General features: G+C 73.9%; 15 protein-coding genes. 8 read left to right on the forward strand and 7 right to left on the reverse strand.

Going from position 1 to position 15,081, the window contains the following annotated elements:
* The first annotated feature begins 9 nt into the window (after positions 1–9).
* Both ACH4RC_RS33390 and ACH4RC_RS33395 read left to right on the forward strand, forming a co-directional pair.
* Positions 10–441 (forward strand): Zn-ribbon domain-containing OB-fold protein, encoded by a 432-nt coding sequence (locus ACH4RC_RS33390; RefSeq protein ID WP_398207735.1) that lies wholly within the window; start codon positions 10–12, stop codon positions 439–441.
* A complete protein-coding gene (locus tag ACH4RC_RS33395; protein ID WP_398207550.1) occupies positions 438–1,211 on the forward strand; it encodes an enoyl-CoA hydratase/isomerase family protein in 774 nt (257 codons plus the stop codon). Before ACH4RC_RS33390 ends, ACH4RC_RS33395 begins: the two co-directional genes overlap by 4 nt.
* Positions 1,212–1,213: 2 nt before the next feature.
* On the opposite strand, the gene ACH4RC_RS33400 is transcribed toward ACH4RC_RS33395, so the two are convergent.
* Positions 1,214–1,816: a hypothetical protein gene (locus ACH4RC_RS33400; RefSeq protein ID WP_398207736.1), complete on the reverse strand. Its 603-nt coding sequence runs from the start codon at positions 1,814–1,816 to the stop codon at positions 1,214–1,216.
* Between the two features lie 88 nt (positions 1,817–1,904).
* Here ACH4RC_RS33400 and ACH4RC_RS33405 point away from each other — a divergent pair, with 88 nt between their 5' ends.
* Complete coding sequence (locus ACH4RC_RS33405; RefSeq protein ID WP_398207552.1) at positions 1,905–2,639, forward strand: hypothetical protein; 735 nt, start codon at positions 1,905–1,907, stop codon at positions 2,637–2,639.
* A 9-nt stretch (positions 2,640–2,648) separates the two neighbouring features.
* Here ACH4RC_RS33405 and ACH4RC_RS33410 read toward each other — a convergent pair whose 3' ends face one another.
* Positions 2,649–5,015: a PQQ-binding-like beta-propeller repeat protein gene (locus tag ACH4RC_RS33410; protein WP_398207553.1), complete on the reverse strand. Its 2,367-nt coding sequence runs from the start codon at positions 5,013–5,015 to the stop codon at positions 2,649–2,651.
* Positions 5,016–5,197: 182 nt separating this feature from the next.
* Positions 5,198–5,944 carry a VOC family protein gene (locus ACH4RC_RS33415; protein WP_398207555.1) on the reverse strand — a complete coding sequence of 249 codons (747 nt, stop codon included), beginning with the start codon at positions 5,942–5,944 and terminating at the stop codon, positions 5,198–5,200.
* Between the two features lie 138 nt (positions 5,945–6,082).
* On the opposite strand from ACH4RC_RS33415, the gene ACH4RC_RS33420 reads away from it, so the two are divergent.
* The gene (locus ACH4RC_RS33420) at positions 6,083–6,730 is read left to right on the forward strand and encodes a TetR family transcriptional regulator (protein ID WP_361073532.1); all 648 of its coding nucleotides are present in this window, start codon (positions 6,083–6,085) and stop codon (positions 6,728–6,730) included.
* A gap of 84 nt (positions 6,731–6,814) precedes the next feature.
* On the opposite strand, the gene ACH4RC_RS33425 is transcribed toward ACH4RC_RS33420, so the two are convergent.
* The gene (locus tag ACH4RC_RS33425) at positions 6,815–7,303 is read right to left on the reverse strand and encodes a nitroreductase family deazaflavin-dependent oxidoreductase (protein WP_398207557.1); all 489 of its coding nucleotides are present in this window, start codon (positions 7,301–7,303) and stop codon (positions 6,815–6,817) included.
* Positions 7,303–8,496 carry an acyl-CoA dehydrogenase family protein gene (locus tag ACH4RC_RS33430; RefSeq protein ID WP_398207558.1) on the reverse strand — a complete coding sequence of 398 codons (1,194 nt, stop codon included), beginning with the start codon at positions 8,494–8,496 and terminating at the stop codon, positions 7,303–7,305. The genes ACH4RC_RS33425 and ACH4RC_RS33430 overlap by 1 nt, the downstream gene beginning before the upstream one ends.
* A gap of 116 nt (positions 8,497–8,612) precedes the next feature.
* Here ACH4RC_RS33430 and ACH4RC_RS33435 point away from each other — a divergent pair, with 116 nt between their 5' ends.
* The 3 genes from ACH4RC_RS33435 to ACH4RC_RS33445 all read left to right on the forward strand — a co-directional run bounded on the left by ACH4RC_RS33435 (position 8,613) and on the right by ACH4RC_RS33445 (position 12,687).
* Positions 8,613–9,782, forward strand: a complete 1,170-nt coding sequence (locus tag ACH4RC_RS33435) for a thiolase C-terminal domain-containing protein (RefSeq protein WP_398207560.1) — start codon at positions 8,613–8,615, stop codon at positions 9,780–9,782.
* A gap of 92 nt (positions 9,783–9,874) precedes the next feature.
* Positions 9,875–11,992 carry a serine/threonine-protein kinase gene (locus tag ACH4RC_RS33440; RefSeq protein ID WP_398207562.1) on the forward strand — a complete coding sequence of 706 codons (2,118 nt, stop codon included), beginning with the start codon at positions 9,875–9,877 and terminating at the stop codon, positions 11,990–11,992.
* Positions 11,993–12,021: 29 nt separating this feature from the next.
* Positions 12,022–12,687, forward strand: a complete 666-nt coding sequence (locus ACH4RC_RS33445) for a pyridoxal 5'-phosphate synthase (protein WP_398207564.1) — start codon at positions 12,022–12,024, stop codon at positions 12,685–12,687.
* Positions 12,688–12,721: 34 nt separating this feature from the next.
* On the opposite strand, the gene ACH4RC_RS33450 is transcribed toward ACH4RC_RS33445, so the two are convergent.
* Positions 12,722–13,174 (reverse strand): Zn-ribbon domain-containing OB-fold protein, encoded by a 453-nt coding sequence (locus ACH4RC_RS33450; RefSeq protein WP_398207566.1) that lies wholly within the window; start codon positions 13,172–13,174, stop codon positions 12,722–12,724.
* A complete protein-coding gene (locus ACH4RC_RS33455; RefSeq protein WP_398207568.1) occupies positions 13,174–13,623 on the reverse strand; it encodes a DoxX family protein in 450 nt (149 codons plus the stop codon). The genes ACH4RC_RS33450 and ACH4RC_RS33455 overlap by 1 nt, the downstream gene beginning before the upstream one ends.
* Positions 13,624–13,805: 182 nt before the next feature.
* On the opposite strand from ACH4RC_RS33455, the gene ACH4RC_RS33460 reads away from it, so the two are divergent.
* Positions 13,806–14,981: a flavin-containing monooxygenase gene (locus ACH4RC_RS33460; protein ID WP_398207569.1), complete on the forward strand. Its 1,176-nt coding sequence runs from the start codon at positions 13,806–13,808 to the stop codon at positions 14,979–14,981.
* The last annotated feature ends 100 nt before the right edge of the window (positions 14,982–15,081 follow it).

The following is a 15,081-nucleotide window of genomic DNA, read 5'->3' on the forward strand; positions in this document are numbered from 1 at the left end:
CGACCAGCCCTGCTGACCCCCACCATCGACGACGACGGCGCCCCCTTCTGGGCCTACGCGAGGCAGGGCGAACTAAGAATCCAGGCCTGCGCCGACCCACCCTGCGAAGAACTCCGCTTCCCGCCACGCCCCTGCTGCCCCACCTGCCACAGCTTCGACACCGAATGGCGCCAGATGACCGGCCGGGGAAAGATCTGGTCCTACGTGATCCCGCACCCCCCACTCCTCCCGGCCTATGCCGCCCAGGCCCCGTACAACGCCATCCTCGTAGAGCTGGCGGAAGCCCCCCGCATACGGCTGGTCGGCAACCTGGTCGCCTCCCCCGACGCCCGCCTCGACTCGGTGGCCCCGGACCGCGTCCGGATCGGCGCCCGCGTCCAGGTGGTCTTCACGGAGATCGACGGCGTGACGCTCCCCCGCTGGGTCCTGGAGCGCCCATGACCCTGCGCACGGAGAAGAACGCGAGAACGGGGGTGGCGGTGGTCACCCTGGACAGACCCGCCCGCCTGAACGCGATCGACACCGCCCTGGCCACCGAACTGCGCACCACCTGGCAGGGCTTCCGCTTCGACGACGAGGTACGGGCCGTCGTCCTGACCGGCGCCGGAGACCGCGCGTTCTGCACGGGCATCGACCGCGACACCGACGTACCGCAGCCCCGCTCCCCCTACTCCACGGACGACCCGCTCCTGACCGTCGGCCCGAAAGCGAACGACCTGTGGAAACCGGTGATCGCGGCGGTGGCGGGCATGGCGTGCGGCGGGGCGTTCTACCTGCTCGGCGAGGCGGAGTTCGTGATCGCCGACGAGACGGCCACCTTCTTCGACCCGCACACCACGTACGGCATGGTCAGCGCGTACGAGTCGATGCACCTGGCCCAGCGGATACCGCCCGGCGAGGTGGCACGCCTGGCCTTGATGGGCTCGGCCGAGCGGATGTCGGCGCGGCGGGCGTACGAGACGGGCCTGGTCTCCGAGATCACCGCGCCGGGCGCCGCCCTGGAGGCGGCGCTGCGGTGCGCGGAGACGATCGCCGGGTATCCGACGGCGGCGGTGCAGGGGACGGTGCGAGCGGTGTGGGCGGCCACGGAGACCGCCCGCACCCACGCGTTCGCGCAGGCCCCGCATCTGATCGCGCTCGGCAGCCTGCCGACCGCCGAACAGGCGGAGCTGTTCCGCGCGCGGACGCCGCGGAACCAGAGGATCCGGTAGTGCTACGTCCACGCCTCGGGGTCGACCTCGCAGCGGTCCACCTGGCTGACGAGCCCCTCCCCGACGTCGACCAGCACCTTCACGGTCGCCTTGTCGTCACCACCGACCTTGACCCGCGCCATCGCGTCGTCCACTTCGAAGCCCTGCTCGTCGCGGAAGGTCACGTGCACCGTGTACGTGGCGGTGCGGCTGTTCTCATTGATGACCTCGACCGTGGCGTACGGCTTCTGCGGGGTCGCGCAACGCACCAGCCGGGCCTTGGCGTACCGGGGGTCCCCGTCGCCGGCCGCCGACGACGACGGCGTGGACCGGTACCCGGGCCGCCGCGTGTACCCGCTGCCGCCCGAGGACGACGTCGACCCCGAGGAGTCGTCCCCGTACGAGGAGTCGTCGTCATCGTCGTCGTCGTAGCCGGAAGACCCCCCGGAACCGGACGAGCTCGACGAACCCGACGAGCTGTCATGGTCCTGCGACGAGCTGCTGCACCCGCCGCCCCCGCCACTCCCGCCGCTGTGCGAACCCCCGTGCCCCCGCCCGGTGGAGAACCCCGTCAGGGCCAGTACCACCATCGTCGCGACAGCCGTCAGCTTCATTCCCCGTTTCATCACGCGGGGACCCTACCGCCACGAGGCTGCCGCATGGCACCCCGCGCTCACCGGGCGTAGCGTCGTGAGGAGACCGAGGAGGCTGCTGATGCTGCGCAACGTCGTCGGATCGGTCCTCGCCCTAGTCGGAGCGGCGGCCGCCGTCACAAGCCCCTTCCGCGCCTGGAACGACGGCCGTCAGGGGCGTGCCTACCGGCTCCAGGAGCTGTTCTCGGGCGGCGGTGTCACGAGCGCCCGCGCCGAACTGTTCGGCTCCCTCTTCCTGCCGTTCGTCATCCTGGCGCTGCTCGCGCTCGTCGGCCTGGTGCTGCGCTCGCGGCTCCTGGTCGCGTTCGCCGGGGCCGTCGTGGTCGGGTTCACGGTGCTGTGGATGGTGCGGGTGGCCCAGGCGGAGGGCCGGCTGGTCCTCACGGCGGACGGGAACGGGCTCGACGACGGGGTCGCCGCCGCGCTCGGCGGTGGCGTGCTGCTCCTGCTCGGCGCGCTGGTGATGAGCGGCCGCCACCCGCACCAGGGCCGCCACAGCCACGCCCCTGCAGGGGAGCACGGGGAGCACGGGGAGCACGGGGAGCACGAGTCCGGGAACGGCTATGCCGCGCCCCCGGCGTGGCAGAACCCGCCGACCACCGCCCAGCCGCCCGTCACCTGGGGAAACGAGCGTCCCGGCACCTGGGGCCCGGCCTCCGACTCGGACCTCGACCGGACGCAGAACCTGCCGCCGGTGGACCCCGGCCCGGCCACCGACGAGGACCTCACCACGACCCGGCCCCAGCCCCGCGTCCAGCCACCCCCGGGCGGCAGCACACGCACACGAGGCGGCTGAGCCCGGCGTCTAGCGACTCGTCCCGGTCCCCTTCTCCGCGTCCAGCGCGTACACGCACCGGTCCTTGCTGCACGCGTAGACGACGCCGTCCCGCACGACCGGCGTCCCGGTGATCTCGCCGCCTGTGGCCAGCTTCCACCGGAGGCGGCCGTCGTCGGCCTTCAGCGTGTAGAGCAGGTGGTCCGTGGAGCCGAAGTGGACGCGGCCGTCGGCGACGACCGGGGAGCCGACGATCTCGCCGCCCGCCTGGAAGCGCCACTTCGGTGTCCCGGCGACGGCGTCCAGGGTGTAGAGGCCCTGGCCGCTGCCGACGTGGACGTGGCCGTGGGCGACGAGCACGGGGTCGATGGCGGCGGGCCGCGACTCGGTCGCGATGCGCCAGCGGTCGCGGCCGTCCGTGGCGTCGAGGGCGTAGACGGTGCCGAGGTGGTCGGCGAGGTAGACGCCGCCGCCGGTCACGGCGGGGCCGGGGGCGAAGGCGGGCGGCGACAGGAACACCGCGGGCGCCTCGAAGTGCCAGCGGACGTGCCCGGAGCCGGCCTCGATGGCGAGGACGCGGGTGCCCGCGGAGACGTAGACGTAGCCGTCGGGCGCGGGGGTCAGCCGGACGGGGACGCCGCCGCAGGAGGCCGCGTCGCCGATCGGGTACGACCAGCGCTCCTCGCCCGTACGCGCTTCGAGAGCGCGCAGCCGGGCGTTCTGCCACACGTAGACGGTGCCGTCGTGGACGACGGGGCCCGCCTCGGGGGTCTCGAAGTCGGTCTGGCAGCCGGTGATCTCCCACAGCTTGTCGCCGGTGACGGCTTCGCGGGCCTGGACGCCGCCGCCGCGGGTGCCGGTGACTACGGTGCCGCGGTCGGCCTGGAGCGCGTAGACCCAGGCGTCGGTCTGCAGGCGCCACAGGTCGCCGCCCTCGCGGGCGTCGAGGGCCCACAGGGTGGGGCCGTCGGAGGCGTGGATGCGGCCGTCGGCGACGGCCATGGACCAGGCGACGTCGCGGGTCTTGAAGCGGCGGCGGCCGGTGGCGACGTCGAGCGCGTGGACCTCGAAGGAGGTGACGTAGACCAGGTCGCCCGCGACCTTCGGGGTGCCCCACACATCGTTCGACATGCGGAAACGCCAGGGGCGCCAGGCCGAGCCCTCCGCCTGGGCGGGCGGCGGCACGGCCGGTTCCTGCGTCCCGTTGACGGCGGGCGCGGCGGGTTTGGCGCGGGTCCAGGACGCGACGAGCCCGGACTCGGCCGGGGGCGCCTTCACGGCCGCGGCGCGGGCGTCCGCGACGCGGGGTCCGGGGCCGATCGGCACCTGGGCACCGGCGAGGCGGACGGGGCCGTCGGCGACGCCCGCCCCCGCGAGCGCCGGGGCCGGGGACGGCCGGCGCGGCCCGTCGCCCGACACCGGGCCCGGCGGCTGCGCGGGCATGGCGGGTACCCGGGCGCCGTGGCCCGGGGTGCGGCCCGGCTGGGGCTTGGCGATGGTGCGGACGCCGCGCCGCGCCTCGATCAGCGCGACCGACCGCTCGGGCAGCCAGGCGGACGCCGTCCCGCTGTCGTCGCTGCCGGGCCCGAACAGATGCGGCGCGAGCTGCGCCTGGAGGTCGGCCGGTGAGGGCCGCAGGGAGGCGTCCATCTGCATGCACGACTCGATGAGCGGCCGCAGCTCGGCGGGCAGCCCCTCCAGGTCGGGGCCCTCGCGAAGGAGCATGAAGACCGTCTCGACGGGGTTCGCGCCGTGGAAGGGCGCGTGCCCGGTGGCGGCGAAGACGAGCGTCGAGCCCAGCGAGAAGACATCGCTGGCGCCGGTGACGCTGCGGGAGTCCTTCGCCTGCTCGGGCGACATGTAGGCGGGCGTGCCCACGGCCACGTTCGTCATGGTCAGGCGGGTGTTGGAGACGCCGGACGCGATACCGAAGTCGATGACGCGCGGCCCGTCCTCGACGACGAGGACGTTGGACGGCTTGAGGTCGCGGTGGACCAGTCCCGCGCCGTGGATGGACTGCAGCGCCTCGGCGACGCCCGCCGCGAGCCAGCGCACGGCCTGGGCGGGCAGCGGCCCGCACTCATTCACTATTTCCTCGAGGGAGGGCGCGGGCACGTACGCGGTGGCGAGCCACGGCACGGCGGCGCGCGGGTCGGCGTCGACGACGGCGGCCGTGTAGAAACCGGAGACCGCGCGGGCCGCCTCGACCTCGCGGGTGAAGCGCACCCGGAACAGCTGGTCCTCGGCCAGTTCCGTGCGCACCGTCTTGATGGCCACGCGCCGGCCGGACGCCGAGCGTGCCAGATAGACCAGACCCATGCCGCCCGCACCGAGCCGTCCCAGCACCTCGAACGGACCGATCCTTCTCGGATCGTGCTGCGTCAGCTGATCCATCACTTGCCTGCCACCTCCCCGAGCGATGCCGGAACCCCCGGGTTTCCAGGTACATCGCACATACGGCCCCCGTCAGCGTCTCACCACCGCAGCCCTACGGCGGCGCGCACCCTGATTCTTCCTGTCGAAGGCCCCGGTGGCGAACCTGGGGGCAAATCGGGGTGTCCCGCCCCCGTGCCGTGGCCTCAGACCGGCCCGAGCAGCACGAAGTCCGTCCCCTGGTCGTCGGCGAGGACGGCGATGTGCCCGTACGAGGTCGCGTGCGGCGCCACCCGGACGTGTCCGCCGAGCCGGACCGCCTCGGCGCAGCTGCCCGCGAGGTCGGCGGAGCCGAAGTACACCAGGAACCGCGCGGGCCACTCCGGGACCCGCCGCCGCCCCGCCCCGGGCGCGGCGCGGCCGGCCCCCGCCGGGGTCGCGGCCCGCCATATGCGCAGGTCGGAGCCGCCGACGGGGGTGGCCGTATAGCCGAGGACCGCCGCGTAGAAGGCGTCGCTGAGGGCCGCCTCCGGGGTCCACAGTTCGGCCCGGCAGACCGTGTCCGGCGCCCCGGCCCGCTCGAAGCCCTGGTGGCTGCCCGCCTGCCACAGCCCGAAGACCGCGCCGTCGGGGCCTCCGGCGAGCGCGACGGTGGCCACGGTGCCGGCCGACAGCGGCCCCGACAGGAGGTACCCGCCGGCCGCGACGGTCCGCTCGGCGGCGGCGTAGGCGTCCCGCACCGCGAAGTGCACGGTCCAGCCGCGCCCGCCGGGGGCGAGGGCGGCGACGGCCAGGTCACGGCTGTAGGCCGCCGTGTAGTAGCCGCGCTCGGCGCCCGCGCCCTCGTCGAAGGTCCACCCGAAGAGGTCCCCGTAGAACCGCTTGCCCGCCTCGACGTCGGGCAGCCGGGCGTCGGCCCAGCACGGTGCGCCTTCGGGGTGGTCCGGGTGCATGGCAGCACGCTAGCGAGGGGGCCGGGGGCCACGTACTTGAGTTTCGAACCTCTGGCCATTTCCCGCCCCCTCACGGGCCCCAACCCCATTTGCAGTCGGCCAGATCGCGCTCCGATCACCCCTCGGTAAGCTGACGGCATGACAGGACAAGTACGTACCGTCGACGGCCGTGTGGCCGGACGGCGTGGTCAGGCAACACGTCAGAAGCTGCTCGACTGCCTCGGCGAGATGCTCAGCTCCTCGCCCTACCGGGACGTCAAAGTCATCGATGTGGCCCGGAAGGCAGGCACGTCCCCGGCGACGTTCTACCAGTACTTTCCGGACGTCGAGGGCGCCGTCCTGGAGATCGCCGAGCAAATGGCGGCCGAGGGTGCCGGGTTGACCGACCTGGTCGCCGACCGCTCCTGGGTCGGCAAAGCGGGCTGGGCGACGGCCCAGGAGCTGGTCGACGGTTTCCTGGAGTTCTGGCGCCGCAACGACGCGATCCTGCGCGTCGTCGACCTCGGCGCGGCCGAGGGCGACAAGCGCTTCTACAAGCTCCGCATGAAGATCCTGAACTCGGTCAACAACTCCCTCGCGGACGCGGTGAAGGAGTTGCAGGGCAAGGGCAAGGTCGACAAGGACGTGAGCCCGGCGGCGGTGGCCGGTTCGCTGGTCGCGATGCTCGCGGCGGTCGCCTCGCACCAGAAGGGCTTCCAGTCCTGGGGCGTGAAGCAGGCCGAACTGCGTCCCAACCTCGCGCTGTTGGTGTACCTGGGCGTGACGGGCAAGAAGCCGACGAGGTAGCGCCCGCACCATTCCCTCTTGTCCTTTTCCGTCCTGTCGTACGGCGGCGGTTCGCGTGTGATGCGTGAACCGCCGCCGTTGCAGTTAGGGCCCGGTCCGCCTCTCCAGCCGGAACAGCCGGATCTCCCGCTCCACCCGCGCCTGGTACGCCGCGTACGGCGGCCAGAACTCCAGCGCGGCGGCCCACGCCTCCGCCCGCTCCCGGGAGTCGAGCAGCCGGGCCGTCACCGCGATGTCCTCGCCCCGCCAGCTGATCTCGGCGTCGGGATGCGCCAGCAGGTTCGCGGTCCAGGCCGGATGTCCCGGCCGCCCGAAGTTCGACCCGGTCAACAGCCAGGTCCCCCCGTCCTCGGGCATGCAGGCGAGCGGAGTACGCCGTACGATCCCGCTCCTCGCACCCCGGACGCTGAGCACGGTGCCCGGCAGCATCTGCGCGCTGAGCAGCACTTTCCCCCGGGTGAGGCGGTGCACGGCGCGGTCGAGGGCGGGGACGACGTGCGGGGCGACGCGGCCGAAGGCACGGGTCGAGGACACCTTCTGGACGAACCGGACGCCGGCCGGTGCGCCGGCCATCAGACGCTCACCCCCGCGGCGCCCGCGAACAGCGCGGCGGCCTGCGCGGCCCGCGCCCGCAGCAGGTGCACGGGCCCGAAGAGCAGCTCGTCACCGGCGGCCCGCTTGAGGTAGAGGTGCGCGTCGTGCTCCCAGGTGAACCCGATGCCGCCGTGCAGCTGGACGGCCTCGGCGGCGGCGGTGCGCAGCGCTTCGAGCCCCTGCGCGAGCGCGAGCCCGCCGACCCGCTCCCCGCCCCCGACGCCCGCGGCCCAGGCGGCGTAGTACGCGGCCGACCGCGCCGCCTGCACCTGTACGTACACGTCGGCGAGCCGGTGCTTGACCGCCTGGAACGAGCCGATGGGCCGCCCGAACTGCTCGCGCTCCTTGACGTACTCGACGGTCCGCTCAAGCACCCGGCCCGCGGCGCCGACGGCCTCGGCGGCGAGCAGGGTGGCGACCCCGTCCCCGACGGCGGCGAGCGCCCCGGGGACCCCGGCGTCCTCACCACCGAGCAACTCGCCACCCACCTGCCGCAGTTCCACCCGGGCCCGGGGCCGGGTCTCGTCGAGCGAGGTCTGCCGGGTCCGTACGAGTCCGGGCGCGTCGCCGGGTACGAGGAACAGCAGCGTCCGGGACCGGGCGAAGCCGCCGGTGTGCGCGGCGACGAGGAGCAGTCCGGCGCTGTGCCCGTCGAGCACCTGCTCCGCCTGCCCGTACAGCCGCCAGCCGGTGCCGTGCCGGGTGGCCTGGACCCCGCCCGCGCGGCCGCCGCCGGCCCAGTCGCCCACGTTGTCGGCGACGAGCCCGAGGGCGGTGGCGAGCCCGGTGCCGGGCACGGCGAGCGCGGCGGTCAGGCGGCCACCGGCGATGCGCGGGACCAGCGCGGCCTGCTGGTCCTCGGTGCCGAGGGCGGTGATCAGCGGGGCCGCGAGGCCGCTGGTGGCGAGCAGCGGGGTCGGCGCGAGCACCCGCCCCAGCTCCTCCTCGGCCAGTGCCAGCTCGGTGATCCCGGCCCCGGCCCCGCCCCGCCGCTCCGGCAGGGCGAGCCCCGGGAGCCCCAGTTCGCCGCCGAGGGTGCCCCACAGGGCGAGATCGTGCCCGCCGGGGGTGCGGACAGCGGCTTTGACGTCGTCCGGGGTGCAGCGTTCGGTGGTGAGTTCGCGCAGGGTACGGCGGATCTCCTGCTGCTCGTCGGTGAACCTGGCGTCCATACGGGCCCCTTCCTGACGGGCCGTCATGTTAGGCGGGCGGGGGCGGGATTCCCAGAGGCGGACGTCACGGTTCGAGGGGGCGACCGTCCACCCCACCTGATGTACCGTCAGCTCGCATGACCGGTGCCCATCGCAAGGCCGCCATCACGGGCATCGCCCTCTCCGACTGCGGCCGAGTGGACGAAGCCACCCCCTACACCCTGCACGCCCAGGCCGCGCGCCGCGCGCTGGCCGACGCGGGGCTCACCCCGGACGCCGTCGACGGCTTCGCGAGCGCGGGCCTCGGCACGCTCGCCCCGGTGGAGGTGGCCGAGTACCTGGGGCTCCGCCCCCGCTGGGTCGACTCGACGTCGGTCGGCGGCGCCACCTGGGAGGTCATGGCGGCGCACGCGGCGGACGCGATCGCCGCCGGGCACGCCCGCGCCGTCCTGCTCGTCTACGGTTCGACGGCCCGCGCCGACGTCAGGGCGGGGCGGCGCACGGCGAACCTGTCGTTCGGCGCGCGCGGCCCGCTGCAGTTCGAGGTCCCGTACGGCTACACGCTCATCGCCAAGTACGCGATGGCGGCCCGCCGGCACATGCACGAGTACGGCACGACGCTGGACCAGCTGGCCCAAGTGGCCGTCCAGGCACGGCAGAACGCGTCCCGGAACCCCGGCGCGATGTTCCGCGACCCCATCACCGTCGACGACGTCCTGTCCGGCCCGATGATCGCGGACCCGTTCACCAAGCTGCACTGCTGTCTGCGCTCCGACGGCGGCGCGGCGGTGCTGCTGGTGGCGGAGGAGCTGGTACGGGACTGCGCCAGGCCCCCGGCGTGGATCCTGGGCACAGGCGAGTACGTCTCGCACACCGCGATGTCGCAGTGGGAGGACTTCACCGTCTCACCGGCGGCCGTCAGCGGCCGCCTGGCCTTCGAACGGGCCGGGGTCGCCCCGGCCGAGATCGACATAGCCGAGATCTACGACGCGTTCACGTACATGACGCTGGTGACCCTCGAAGACCTCGGCTTCTGCGCCAAGGGCGAGGGCGGCGCCTTCGTGGAGAAGGGCCGCCTGCGGCACGACGGCGAGCTGCCGACCAACACGGACGGCGGCGGCCTCTCCGCCCAGCACCCCGGCATGCGCGGCCTGTTCCTGCTTGTGGAGGCGGTACGGCAACTGCGCGGCGAGGCGGGCGGCCACCAGGTGCGGCGGGCGGACGGCAGCGCGCCCGCGCTCGCGGTGGCCTCCGGCACGGGCGGCTGGTTCTGCTCGGCGGGCACGGTGGTACTGGGCCGGGACTGACCTCGAACGCCGCCTCCGAGGCACAACCGTTACTGATTGCGCACCCCACCCGATATGCCGACTCACCGCTTCCGCCCTTACCTTCGGATGCTGTGCGGGGACGTGTGATCAACGGCCGTTACCGGCTCCTGGAGACCATCGGCTCCGGCGGCATGGGCCAGGTGTGGCGCGCCCGTGACGAGGACCTCGACCGCGTCGTCGCCCTGAAACTGTTCGCCCCGCCCGACGACGTCGACGCGGCCGAGCGCCGGGAACTGGTGCGCCGCTTCCGGCGGGAGGCGCGGGCGGTGGCGGCGCTGTCCAGCGAGCACGTGGTGACGGTCCACGACCACGGCACCGACACCGCGACCGGCGCGCCCGTCCCCTACCTGGTCATGGAGGTGATCGACGGCGAGTCGTTGCAGGAGATCCTGCGGCGCGAGGTGCGCCTCCCCGTCGAGCGAGCCCTGGCCCTGGCCCGCCAGGCCGCGCTCGGCCTCGCCGCCGCGCACCGGGCGGGCATCGTCCACCGGGACATCAAGCCCGCGAACCTCATGGTCACCCCGGCCGGCACCCTCAAGATCCTCGACTTCGGGATCGCCGCGTTCCTGGAGGGCACGGAGGCGGCGACCCGCCTCACCCGCACGGGGGCGCTGCCGCTCGGGAGCGTGCTCTACATGGCCCCGGAACGGTTCCGCCAGGACCCGGCCGACGCCCGCACCGACCTCTACGCACTCGGCTGCGTCCTGTACGAGTGCCTGGTGGGCCGCCCCCCGTTCACGGGCCCGGCGGCCGGGGTCATGTACAACCACCTGCACGACACCCCAATGCCGGTCAGCCGCATACGGGCCGAAGTCCCGACGCCGGTCGACGGGTTGATCGCCGCGCTCCTGTCGAAGAGCCCGGAGGACCGCCCGGGGGACGCGGCGGAGGTGACGACGACACTGGAAAAGCCACGGCCCCCGACCCCGACCCCGGCCACACCGCCCCCATCACCGGCCCCACCGAACCCGGCCCCGCAACCACCCCCGGCCCGCACCCCCGGAGCCGAGCCCCGCCTCGCCCGCGCAAGCGCAAGCGCAAGCGCACGCGCCCCGCGTCGCCGGGCCCGTCGGCGCCGGCTGCTCCTCGGTGTCGTCTCGCTGATCTGTGTCGGTGCCGGGGTGGCGGTGCCCGTAGCGATGCGGGACGAGGGGCAGAGCCCCCCGAGGCGGCCCGTAGGAGCGATGCCCCCGGCCGCGGCGGGCACCCCGTTCCGTATCGCCGTCACGGGCACGACCGCCGGACACCCCGACACCCGGGCCGTGCGACAGGCCCTGGACGACTACGCCGGGTCTCTCCCCCTGGAGGCGGTGGCCGTACCGCCCCCGGAGGGGACCGCGCACGAGTACGCCGACGTCATCGCACTCATCGGAACCGAGCCCCGCTCCCCCGGCTTCCCGCACGACGCCCCGGCCCTGCGCACCTGCCGGCCCCCCGCGACGGAGCGGCCGACCGGCCGGACCGGCTCACCCGGCCTGGTCGAGCAGTTCGCCTCCTACCTGGAACGCGGCTTGCGCACACGAAGGCTGCTGGCCCCCGACGCCAAGGCCCTCGCACCGCTGGCGAGCCGGTTCAGCGCGGACCGGCGCCCCGGCCACGCCTACACGACGTACGGATCACCACCCCGCGCCCAGAGCGGGGCCGAGTTGCGCGCCCTCCTCGACCGGGCCGCCCCCGACACCGTCTACCTCGCCGACCAGTCGAACCAGCAGGCGGACGTCACCGCCCTGCGCGAAGCCGGCTACCGGGGCCGCGTCGTCCTGGCCCCGAACGACCGGGACGGCTGCCGTCCCCCCAGCGACACCGGCCTGACCGAGGACGAGGACAAGCGGGTCTACCGCTTCCGCACCACCTCGAACGCCCCCTTCCGCGAGGGCGAGTGCCTGCAGGATCCCGCCTGGTGCGACCGGGTCCGCCCCCTGATGACGCACCCGGGCGCGCTGGAGGAGTACGAGGCCGCGCAAGCGGTCATAGCGGCGTTCCGCACGGCGGCGCCCGACGCCACGGACCCCGCGGACGTCCGCCGCCACCTGAAGGCCGCCCTCCCCGCCGCCCGCGTCAACGGCCTCCAGGGCGACTACACCCTCGGCTCCCTGGGCGACACCGCCACCCGCCCCGCCTGGGTCGACCGCCGCACGGACGGCACCTGGACGACACTCGGCACCGTGGCGTCCCTGACCCGCACGTGACCGCGCCACCCACCAGCCACAATCGACGCATGGAACCCGAACCCGACCTGCATCCCTTGCTGAGGACCCTCCGCGTCTGGGACACGGACCTGCCGTCCTTCGACCCGGCGGCCGCCCCCGGGACCCCGCTCCAGCTCTTCGCGGAGTGGTTCGCGGCAGCGGTCGCCGCGGGCCAGACCGAACCGCACACCCCGACGCTGGCCACCACGGACACCCACGGCGACCCCGACGCCCGTACGGTGATGCTGCACGGCGCCGACGCCCGCACCCTCCACTTCGCCTCGCACGACACCAGCGCGAAAGGCCGCCAGCTCGCCGCGCACCCGTACGCCGCGCTGCACTTCTACTGGCCGGTGCAGGGCCGCCAGATCCGGCTGCGCGGCCCGGTCCGCACCGCGTCCCCCGAGATCGCGCACGCGGACCTGCACGCCCGCTCGACCGGCGCCCTGGCCTCGGCCCTGACCGGCCACCAGAGCGAACACCTGCCGTCCCACGACGAACTGGTACGCGCCTCGGAGGCGGCGTGGGACCGGGCGAAGCGCGACCCGGACGCGCCCGTGCCGTCGTGGACGGTGTACGAACTGGAGCCGCGGGAGGCGGAGTTCTTCCAGGGCGACGCGAGCCGCCGCCACGTACGCCTGAGATACGCGTACGGCGACGACGCCGGCTGGACCAGGGAGCTCCTCTGGCCCTGAACCCGGCGGAACCCGGCGGAACCCGGCAGCGGCCTCAAGCCCGCCGCTCGACCGGCCGGAAGACAGGCACGGCGAACCCGCCCTCGCTCCCGCCCCCGCCCTCCTCCCTCCGAAAGGCGACCCGCAGCTCCATCCCCACCCGAAGCTCCCCCTCCCCGCACTCCACGACCTCGGTCATCATCCGGGGCCCTTCGGCGAGGTCCACGACGGCGGCCACGTACGGGGTGCGCTCGCCGAAGGGCGGCAGGTCGTTGCGGTGGACGACGGACCAGGTGTAGAGCACGGCCCGCCCACTGGCGGCCTGCCACCGGACGACGTCGGGGTCGTCGTTCCAGCAGTACGGGCAGAACTCGCGCGGGTAGTGATGCGCGCGCCCGCACGCGTCGCATCGCCGCAGCAGCAACCGCCCCTCGGCGCAGGCGTCCCAGTAGACCCGCGTGAAGGCATCGGCCTCGGGAACGTCGGAACGCGCCGCCGTCGAGCCCATCAGAACAACCCCAGCGCGGCGTCGAGCGACCAGCTCTGCCAGGACAGCGCGAACAGCGCGACGACCGAGATGAGCGCCATCATCGCGTTCTGCCCCTGCTCGGCCCAGTCATGGATCATGAGCGTGAAGTACAGGAGATTGAGCAGCAGCCCGCCCACGAGCGCGACGGGGGTCAGGAACCCGGCCACGAGCCCCAGCCCCAGGGCGAGCTCGGCGTAGACGACGACGTACGCCATGGTCCTCGGCCGGGGTTTCACGACGACGTCGAACCCGCCGCGGACGACGTTCCAGCGATGTTTTTCCGCCACGTCCACCGCCCAGGCGATCCCGGTGCCGCGCTCGAACCACTCCTTCTTGTCCTTGTGCCGCCAGCTCTCCAGCCACCACAGGCCGAGGCCGATGCGGAGCACGGCGAACCATTCGGCGCCGCTGAGCCCTATCGCGTCCATGCGCGTCAGCCGCCTCCCGCCAGGTGAAGGAACCGCCATTTCTGACGGTACGTCAGTTCAGCGCAACGGCGCCGGGCGCGCAAGAGCGGGCACGCACACCCGCCCTCCCCCGTGATCGATTCGCAACCGATTCCGGTCTTGGCCGAGACCCATCAAGTAAGCGCGCGATTACGCTCCCGCACATGACCGCCCCCACACCTCCACAGTCCGCCCGCAGCCATGAACGTCCGCCCGTGTACGTGATCGGCGGCGGACCAGGCGGCCTGGCGGCGGCCGCCGGACTGAAGGCGCACGGCGTACGGGCCGTGGTCCTGGAGAAGTCCGACCGGGTCGGCGCCTCCTGGCGCCGCCACTACGACCGCCTCCACCTGCACACCACGCGCCGCCTCTCCGCCCTCCCCGGGCTGCCGATGCCGCGCCGCTTCGGCCGCTGGGTGGCCCGCGACAACGTCGTGCGCTACCTGGAGAAGTACGCCGAGCACCACGACCTGGAGGTGGTGACCGGGGTCGAGGTCACCCAGGTCGACCGCGCGCCCGACGGCGCCGGCTGGCTCCTGCGCGCGACCGGCGGCCGGGAGCTGACGGCGACCGCCGTGGTGGTCGCCACCGGCTACAACCACACCCCGCGCCTGCCCGACTGGCCGGGCGCGTCCTCGTTCACCGGGAAGCTGCTGCACGCGAGCGAGTACCGCGCCCCCGGCCCGTACGCGGGTCAGGACGTGCTGGTCGTCGGCGTCGGCAACACCGGGGCGGAGATCGCCGTGGACCTGGCCGAGGGCGGTGCCGCGCGCGTCCGCCTGGCCGTGCGCACAGCGCCGCACATCGTGCGCCGCTCCACGCTCGGCTGGCCGGCCCAGCGCACCGGCATCCTCTGCCGTCGCCTGCCGGTACGGCTGGTCGACCGGATGGCCCGCCCGCTGGCGAAGCTGAGCGTGCCGGACCTCTCGGCGCGGGGTCTGCCGCGCCCCGGGACGGGCCTGTACTCGCGGGCCCGCGCGGGCGCCATCCCGGTGCAGGACGTGGGCCTCGTAGCGGCGGTGCGCGCGGGCAGGGTCGAACCCGTGGCGGCGGTCGAGTCCTTCGAGGACGCGGACGTGCTCCTCTCCGACGGCACCCGGCTGACCCCGGACACGGTGATCGCGGCAACGGGCTACGACCACGGCCTGCACCCCCTGGTGGGCCATCTGGACGTCCTGGACCCGGCGACCGGCCGCCCCCGCCCCCACGGCCGCCGCACCCTGCCCTCCGCCCCCGGCCTCTACTTCACCGGCTATACGAACCCGATCAGCGGCATGCTCCGCGAGCTGGCCCTGGACGCGGACCGCATAGGCAAGGCGCTGGCGAAGTCGGCACACTAGGGCCGGGCCCGCCTTTACCTTCACGCCTGTTCCTGACGGAGCGTCAGTTAAGTAACCTGACTTGGCGTCAGTTACTTCTCGTCGTCGCTGTCACACAGGA

Source organism: Streptomyces sp. NPDC016845 (assembly GCF_044332585.1).
Taxonomy (GTDB): domain Bacteria; phylum Actinomycetota; class Actinomycetes; order Streptomycetales; family Streptomycetaceae; genus Streptomyces.

Bases quoted from the DNA above. Each gene is read 5' to 3' on its own strand.
- ACH4RC_RS33395 (WP_398207550.1), top strand. From the start codon at position 438: ATGACCCTGCGCACGGAGAAGAACGCGAGAACGGGGGTGGCGGTGGTC.
- ACH4RC_RS33405 (WP_398207552.1), top strand. From the start codon at position 1,905: ATGCTGCGCAACGTCGTCGGATCGGTCCTCGCCCTAGTCGGAGCGGCG.
- ACH4RC_RS33415 (WP_398207555.1), bottom strand. From the start codon at position 5,944: ATGCACCCGGACCACCCCGAAGGCGCACCGTGCTGGGCCGACGCCCGG.
- ACH4RC_RS33460 (WP_398207569.1), top strand. From the start codon at position 13,806: ATGACCGCCCCCACACCTCCACAGTCCGCCCGCAGCCATGAACGTCCG.
- ACH4RC_RS33435 (WP_398207560.1), top strand. From the start codon at position 8,613: ATGACCGGTGCCCATCGCAAGGCCGCCATCACGGGCATCGCCCTCTCC.
- ACH4RC_RS33450 (WP_398207566.1), bottom strand. From the start codon at position 13,174: ATGGGCTCGACGGCGGCGCGTTCCGACGTTCCCGAGGCCGATGCCTTC.
- ACH4RC_RS33455 (WP_398207568.1), bottom strand. From the start codon at position 13,623: ATGGACGCGATAGGGCTCAGCGGCGCCGAATGGTTCGCCGTGCTCCGC.
- ACH4RC_RS33430 (WP_398207558.1), bottom strand. From the start codon at position 8,496: ATGGACGCCAGGTTCACCGACGAGCAGCAGGAGATCCGCCGTACCCTG.
- ACH4RC_RS33445 (WP_398207564.1), top strand. From the start codon at position 12,022: ATGGAACCCGAACCCGACCTGCATCCCTTGCTGAGGACCCTCCGCGTC.
- ACH4RC_RS33425 (WP_398207557.1), bottom strand. From the start codon at position 7,303: ATGGCCGGCGCACCGGCCGGCGTCCGGTTCGTCCAGAAGGTGTCCTCG.
- ACH4RC_RS33400 (WP_398207736.1), bottom strand. From the start codon at position 1,816: ATGAAACGGGGAATGAAGCTGACGGCTGTCGCGACGATGGTGGTACTG.
- ACH4RC_RS33420 (WP_361073532.1), top strand. From the start codon at position 6,083: ATGACAGGACAAGTACGTACCGTCGACGGCCGTGTGGCCGGACGGCGT.